General features: G+C 40.8%; 8 protein-coding genes. 2 read left to right on the top strand and 6 right to left on the bottom strand.

What is annotated here, in order from left to right:
* Window positions 1-126 precede the first annotated feature (126 nt).
* The 5 genes from Q4D72_RS11985 to Q4D72_RS11965 form a co-directional block, all read right to left on the bottom strand.
* Window positions 127-504, bottom strand: a complete 378-nt coding sequence (locus Q4D72_RS11985; RefSeq protein WP_303078160.1) for a hypothetical protein — start codon at window positions 502-504, stop codon at window positions 127-129.
* A 2-nt stretch (window positions 505-506) separates the two neighbouring features.
* Window positions 507-1160 carry an ATP-binding protein gene (locus Q4D72_RS11980; RefSeq protein ID WP_303078159.1) on the bottom strand — a complete coding sequence of 218 codons (654 nt, stop codon included), beginning with the start codon at window positions 1158-1160 and terminating at the stop codon, window positions 507-509.
* 4 nt (window positions 1161-1164) lie between these two features.
* On the bottom strand, window positions 1165-2052 hold the full coding sequence (locus Q4D72_RS11975; RefSeq protein WP_303078158.1) for an ATP-binding protein: 888 nt from the start codon (window positions 2050-2052) through the stop codon (window positions 1165-1167).
* Window positions 2049-4076: a hypothetical protein gene (locus tag Q4D72_RS11970; RefSeq protein WP_303078157.1), complete on the bottom strand. Its 2028-nt coding sequence runs from the start codon at window positions 4074-4076 to the stop codon at window positions 2049-2051. The genes Q4D72_RS11975 and Q4D72_RS11970 overlap by 4 nt, the downstream gene beginning before the upstream one ends.
* A gap of 112 nt (window positions 4077-4188) precedes the next feature.
* Complete coding sequence (locus Q4D72_RS11965; protein ID WP_303078156.1) at window positions 4189-4506, bottom strand: hypothetical protein; 318 nt, start codon at window positions 4504-4506, stop codon at window positions 4189-4191.
* A 129-nt stretch (window positions 4507-4635) separates the two neighbouring features.
* Here Q4D72_RS11965 and Q4D72_RS11960 point away from each other — a divergent pair, with 129 nt between their 5' ends.
* Entirely contained in the window at window positions 4636-4920 is a 285-nt protein-coding gene (locus Q4D72_RS11960; protein WP_303078155.1) for a hypothetical protein, read from the top strand.
* Between the two features lie 97 nt (window positions 4921-5017).
* Here the strand turns inward: Q4D72_RS11960 and Q4D72_RS11955 are convergent, their stop codons facing one another.
* Complete coding sequence (locus tag Q4D72_RS11955; protein WP_303078154.1) at window positions 5018-5215, bottom strand: hypothetical protein; 198 nt, start codon at window positions 5213-5215, stop codon at window positions 5018-5020.
* Between the two features lie 179 nt (window positions 5216-5394).
* Here Q4D72_RS11955 and Q4D72_RS11950 point away from each other — a divergent pair, with 179 nt between their 5' ends.
* Window positions 5395-5775, top strand: coding sequence for a hypothetical protein (locus Q4D72_RS11950; RefSeq protein WP_303078153.1), 381 nt, complete (start codon window positions 5395-5397; stop codon window positions 5773-5775).
* Window positions 5776-6228: the final 453 nt, after the last annotated feature.

Genomic DNA, 6228 nt, shown 5'->3' with positions numbered 1-6228 from the left:
TCTAAATCAGCTAATTTGTTGATGTAGTGGTTAATGCGGCTTTTAAGCCGTTGTTGTTCCGCTACCTCGTGATGATGGTTATGTAGCTCGTTGTACAGCTCTTTCACTTTGGCTTCGAGCCAGTCTCTATTTACATACGTTCCTTTTTCCATATTTACTTGATTTTCTGTTGATTTCTCGGATTAATACTTGCGGATAGAGCCACAGGATTTCTTTGGAAAGTATAAAAATGGTTTTCTGCAAGTCGGTGGCGGTCATTACGCCTTTATTTAGGTAATCATCATACGAGCGTTGTAACTCTTTTTCAACGTAAATTTCCCAACGCTCTATAAACCAGTTGCGTAGGTTGTCGTTATTCGCCATTGCTTTGTACGGAGCATACCCTGCATCATCATAGGTACTGCACCACGCTTTGAAGTAGGCATCGCGCAACTGTTCATATTCCAAATAACTCATATTTAGGAAATAAGCAATCTTTTGTTGATATTGGTAAGGGGTTGTCATTGCTATTTATTTAATTTAAATTCTCGTTCGGCGGCTTTCTTTTCGGAAATGATATAAGGCTCTATCTCGTTGGCTCCCGTGCGGGTTTTCTCTATGGAGGCGACAAAGTCCTGCACCACAATTCGGTTTTGACAAAGCCAATAAAACTTGTTAGCCACCGCTCCTTTGGGGTTGCCCTTGCCGTCCACTTGCGAAATGCCAATGAATAACGTAGTCGGAAACATTTCTATCAGCTTGTTGTACATATTGGCGGGCTTGCCGTCAAAGCATTCTTGTATGCTGTCAATAAATACAATTTTAGGCTGTTGCGGACGTGAAAGCCGACGTATCAACTTATCAACTTTCTCTTTCTGAACGGTGTATTTATTTTTGTATGGCTGTAATCCATTCATATCCAAATTTTCAACCATTGAAAGGCTTCCGCATTCCTCCAACGAGTTGTATAGTACTTTTTCGTGTTTGCACAATTCTTTCATTAGTTGCAGGGCGTAGGTGGTTTTTCCGTGTCCCGATTTGCCATAAATCAAAATACTGCCCGCCCGCTCTACTTTTCCCAAATGGTCTGCCCACGAGGCGGAAAGCGGTAGCGTATTATACTTTTTTCGCTTTAAATCCTCGTATGTATAAGCTCTCGGAATGTTGTTATTATCTGCCATTGTGTTAATTCATTGTTTGTAAAATTCGCATTTTTTCAATCTCGGTGCGGACTTTCCGCAGGCTTCCCATCGTTTTGGCAAACATTTTTTCGGGTGAAATATCAGCCCCATTTGCCTTGCTTACCTTGGCAATTTGGTCTAAATGGAAGGCTTTAATGGCTACATTATCCGCCTGCGGGCTTACTCGGTTGTACTTGTTTCCGTAGCGGTCGAAAATCTCGGTGTAGCCTACTTTTTTGATGTTTTTGTTACGAGTGATTTTTTCCTCCAAACCATCGGCACCCATCATATACCAACCGCAAACATATTCACAAGCATTCCAAATGCTTTTCAGCTCCAAAAACGCAGGATAGTCCAAATCGCCCGCTTCGTCCAAAATCACCAACGGGTTTTCTAACTGCTTGATGTAGAAAATCAAATCCTCGTACACATCAGCGTATCGCCCCGTATGGTTCACGCCAAACTCCTGTGCAATTTTGCGGATGAGCTTTTGTTTGGTTTTCACTTGGGAGCAGTCCACATACACGGCGTTTTTGTTTTTGCTTACATAAACTCGTGCCGTATGGGTTTTGCCGATGCCCGCAATATCACAGAATATCGCCGAAATGGAACGGCTTTGGCACGCCGTGAGCTGATTGGTGATGTACTGAAACGTTTCCGTTTCCACCGTTACCCAAGAGGCTTGCTCTTTGAGTTGTACCTGCAACTTACGGGCGATGCTTATCCAATTGGCATCGCTTAAAACCTTGTCTAATTTTCCCTTGATAAACACTTGGGAATATTGAGCTTTGTCAATGCCCAACGCCGTAGCGTGTTTGCTGTCGTTGGTGTAATTTTTGCGATTTTCGGCTACTGCCAAAACAATTTTTTCTTTTAATTCGTTCGTTATCATAGGTCAAGTATTGCTTTATTAATGTTTGACTTTTTCGTGTTTTCGTATTCAAATACAGGCGTTTCATTCTCTTGGTAGTCCACCGTGTTGTATTCCACTTCAATTTGAGGTTGTGCCTCAATAATGCCGATTTTCGATAGTTTTTCAGCGGTTTTTTCTTTCGTAAATTGGTCAAAACCTTTGATATAGCTCATTTGCTCCTGATAAATGGCTTTGTCGGTTTCCGTCCATTCGGCATTGGCTCGGTTGAAGGTTTTTAGCTGTTTACACTCACATAAAAATTGGTTGTTTTGGTACAAATACACCTCGCCGATACCTTCGCTTGACGGGAAGTAAAACGCCTCAACCTCGTAGCTTTCCAACAACGAAATAATTTGCGGATTCGGTAGTTGGTACTTTTGATATTGCACCGTAACGTACTGATTTCGGCGAATGGTCGTATGTGTTGAAAATCCGATGTATTGAGCCAAAAGCGCCTTGTTGAGCTTCGGTAGGTTCGGGTTCACATTTTCCAAAAACACCTGCAAACGCGTTTTTCCTGCAAAACGCTCTTGGTCGGGGTGCAACTCGTTGTTAAATTCGATTTGCTCCTGCAAGTCCATCGCTACGATTTGCTCGTACGAGGCTTTTGCTTCCTTATAATTGTCGTTGTATTCGTCAAAAATTTTCTGTTGGGTTACTCGGTTGGCATCTCTTTTGGAATAATGGCGACCTACATTCTGATGATTGTTTTTTTCAACCCCGTATTTTTTTAGTCGGATACCCGTTTCAGCGTATTTTTCCTGCGAATTGGTGGGGTTACAGAACCGCACGAACGGAAACACGTTATCTGCTTTTAAAAGCCCTTCGACAAATTCGCCCGTCAAGTGGCGTTCGACCTCAATTTGCATCGGCGTTCCCAGTCCGTAACTCGTTGTAAATTGGAACATATTGCGGAAACAATCCAAAAACAACTCGGCGTTTTTCTTTTTGCTGTGAGCAATCCCAATCAGTGCCGTACTCATCACATCGTACGCGTAATACGCCATCACTTTTGAACCGTCGTGCATTTTGGTATGCAAAATGTCGCGGTCATCAAGCGATATTTTACTCATCGAAAACATCGGAGCGTGGCGGTTCACGTGCGGACGTTCCTTATGGCTAAAATCATAATCGCCGTTACGGGCTTTTTTGATAACCAACTGATTTTCGGGTTTTTTGAGCCACGATTTAACCGTGCTTTCCGAAACTTCAATGAGGTTGCCGAACGCATCGCAAAAATCTTTTTCCACGTTAAAGAGTTCGCCCGTGCTTCGGTCAAAAATCTCTTTTTTGCCGTGCAGAAACTGCTGATAAATGGTATATACCGAGCTGATATACGGCTTGTTAGGTAAACAGCAAATCGAAATAAAAAGCCTTTCCATTACTGGCGTTACGATTTTGGCATTTTCCGAACCCTCGCCCCTGTGGATAAAAGCAAAATAGCCTTCTTTTTTGTACTGGTTGAACTTGCGTTGCAACACGCGGGGGTTGTTCGGCAAATCAAACCGCCAACGCTCGGGGTTGAGGGCATTTACCGCCTTGCTGATGTTTTCCCAAACCTGCACTTTTTTGCCTTTGTAATGGGTGCTTTTTCCACGCCCTTTCAACAGCGTTTCAACAGCGTTTAAAATCATTGCCGACGTGGCTTTTTCACGTTGCTGGTCAATGGTCAGTGGTTTGCCGTTGGGCTTGCGGTGTCCTGCAAAAAAGTTGATGGCTTCAAGGTCAGGCACTAATAGCGGCTCTAAATCATTCTGCACAATATTAGCGTCTTCGGGTTTGCCTAACATTTTGATACAAAACTCTTTAATATCCACTCCCTTAACCACAGGCAACTCGTGGAATGATACCCACGCTTCATTGCCTTGACCTTTGCCAGGTTTGGTGTTTTGCAATTTGCCACGAGTACATAATTTTTTATAGTAGTCGTAACTTATCAAGCCCCAATCCTCGTATAGTAGGCGTGCCGGTATGGATAATATGTTATTTTGATAGGCGTACATTTCCCCCTTTTCAATATTAAATTCTTTTACTTTGATGCGGAGGCGGACTCGAACCGCCCGTAAGCCTTTGACTTTTCCGCAAAACTGAAATAATGAGTAAAAACTAAACTAACTACAAATCCTTTGCTATATCGAAGCTCATATCATCGGCAACCTTATTGGCAATCTTTGACATTTGTTTCATTGCTTTGCCGCACGCTTTTAAAAATTTCTCATCGGAGATTTCTTCAATGACTTCACCGGTGTCAAACACCCAAGCAAGTTCTTGCCTGTATTCCACCAAAACCGAATTTTTGTCGATACAAACTAAAGAGCCTACCACTTCATCACAAAGACTTTTCCCTTCAAAACGGAAGTAAACTCCCTTGCCTTGTCGGTAGCATTTACCGGCTTCCAAATCGTTTACACTGTTGATTCTTCTTTTTGTCATTTCTTATTGTTTTTAATATTAGCTTTCCCGAGTGGGTGCGACCCACAGCGTTGTTTAATTTGCCCCTGTTCACAACAGATCGGGAAAAATTGCTACCTTTGTAGCTGTCAAACCAAAAATTTAGTATATATGAATTTACAAGATGTTGCCTACGTCAATTCGTTGGTATTGGGTGCTCGTTTTGAGGCGTTTGAAACCTTTTTTTGGGAATGGCTGAAAACGGCAATACCCGAAAAACAAGCCATTGAGCAACGAATGATTTTTCTCGACCTCTTTCGTCAGAATTTGGACGATTATCTAAAATCATTCCCTAACACCCCACAGGCGGAACGTATCCGTTCGGCTTTGCAAAACGCACAAGCGGAAACCCAACGGAATTTGACTTTTTTACATCAGGAGTTACAAAACAAATAACTCTTTTTATGACCACGCCCAACAGCGTGGTTCTTTTTTCGATTTTTATGATGTCGCAGTTCTCGTTTAAATGATAAATGGTTTTCGTTTTCATTGCTTATTGTTTTATTTGTTCTACATCTGTTTTAATAGCTTCGCTTTCGGCTTGTAATAATTCTTTTGCTCGTTGGCGGATAGCTTTCGCCTGTTCGGAATTGAACACATATTTAAGGCTCATATCCACACTTTGCATTGTTACTTGAAATTCTTTAACAATTTGTTTCTTTAAATCTGGGTGTACTCGTATTTTTTTCATTACTTTGTCCTTTCAAATTGATGGTGCAAATATAATACAGAAATTCTGAATTAAACAAATTTAATTTCAGATTTTTTGAAATAATTTTATGTTTTATGAATAAAAATATTGTAAATCAAAGATTTATAGAGGTGATAAATTTTCTTATTTCAGAAAAAAAAGTACCTTCAAAATCATTTTTGGCAGAAAAATTTGGAATAAAAGCATCTAAACTTTCAGAAATTCTGAACGAAAGAATGAATGTGGGTGTGGATTTGTTATCTATATTAACGGACGATTACAATATTAACGCCGAATGGTTGCTTACGGGTAAACCTCCAATGCTTAAAAATGAGCAAAACCAACCAGTGGCAGGACCAGTAAACGATAATGAGGTAGTGGCTTTATTAAAGGAAAACAACGCTACTTTAAAGGCTCAACTCAAAGATAAAGAGGAGAAAGAGGCTTTATATAAAGAGAAAATCACCAAGTTAGAGGCTGATATACAAGCATTAAAATCGGCTCAAAGTATGCGTGTCAATCAATCCAACCAACCAAACCAACCACGCCCATCTGTTTAACCTTTGCCCTTGCTGTGGGTTCGTAATGTGTGTTATTCAATAACGCACAAAACATACAGCGTAACGTATATGTATTTTTAGCATTTTTACACATAAGTAATTAAAGACCAGCAAATTAAACCAAAAACAAGTTACAAAAAAGCATACAATACACCCCCCTCCACTATGCCAAAAGTGGGGTTTGGTTGTATGCAAACCCGTATATATATGCCTTTACTACCTGTTTTTTGGGTGTTTTTTGTCCCCCTAAATGTCTCCCTAACCATAAAAATAGGCTTTTTCGGGCGGGTGGTATCATTTTCGCGGGGTTACGTAAATGGTCGGTTGGCAGGCCCTAAAAAGGTGGTATCAAGGCATAAAAAAAAGCCCCAAAAGGGCTTGTTTTATTGGGGTTTTGTATATTTTACGGGGTTTTCTTTGTCGGGTTGTATAAAAGGCTTATATTTGTACAAG

The organism is Capnocytophaga sp. (assembly GCF_030532915.1).
GTDB lineage: Bacteria > Bacteroidota > Bacteroidia > Flavobacteriales > Flavobacteriaceae > Capnocytophaga.
This window is presented reverse-complemented; position numbering and strand designations above follow the sequence as displayed.

What these genes read in the sequence shown, in the direction of transcription:
- Q4D72_RS11975 (WP_303078158.1), bottom strand. Translation starts at nt 2,052, where the DNA reads ATGATAACGAACGAATTAAAAGAAAAAATTGTTTTGGCAGTAGCCGAA.
- Q4D72_RS11980 (WP_303078159.1), bottom strand. Translation starts at nt 1,160, where the DNA reads ATGGCAGATAATAACAACATTCCGAGAGCTTATACATACGAGGATTTA.
- Q4D72_RS11970 (WP_303078157.1), bottom strand. Translation starts at nt 4,076, where the DNA reads ATGTACGCCTATCAAAATAACATATTATCCATACCGGCACGCCTACTA.
- Q4D72_RS11955 (WP_303078154.1), bottom strand. Translation starts at nt 5,215, where the DNA reads ATGAAAAAAATACGAGTACACCCAGATTTAAAGAAACAAATTGTTAAA.
- Q4D72_RS11960 (WP_303078155.1), top strand. Translation starts at nt 4,636, where the DNA reads ATGAATTTACAAGATGTTGCCTACGTCAATTCGTTGGTATTGGGTGCT.
- Q4D72_RS11965 (WP_303078156.1), bottom strand. Translation starts at nt 4,506, where the DNA reads ATGACAAAAAGAAGAATCAACAGTGTAAACGATTTGGAAGCCGGTAAA.
- Q4D72_RS11985 (WP_303078160.1), bottom strand. Translation starts at nt 504, where the DNA reads ATGACAACCCCTTACCAATATCAACAAAAGATTGCTTATTTCCTAAAT.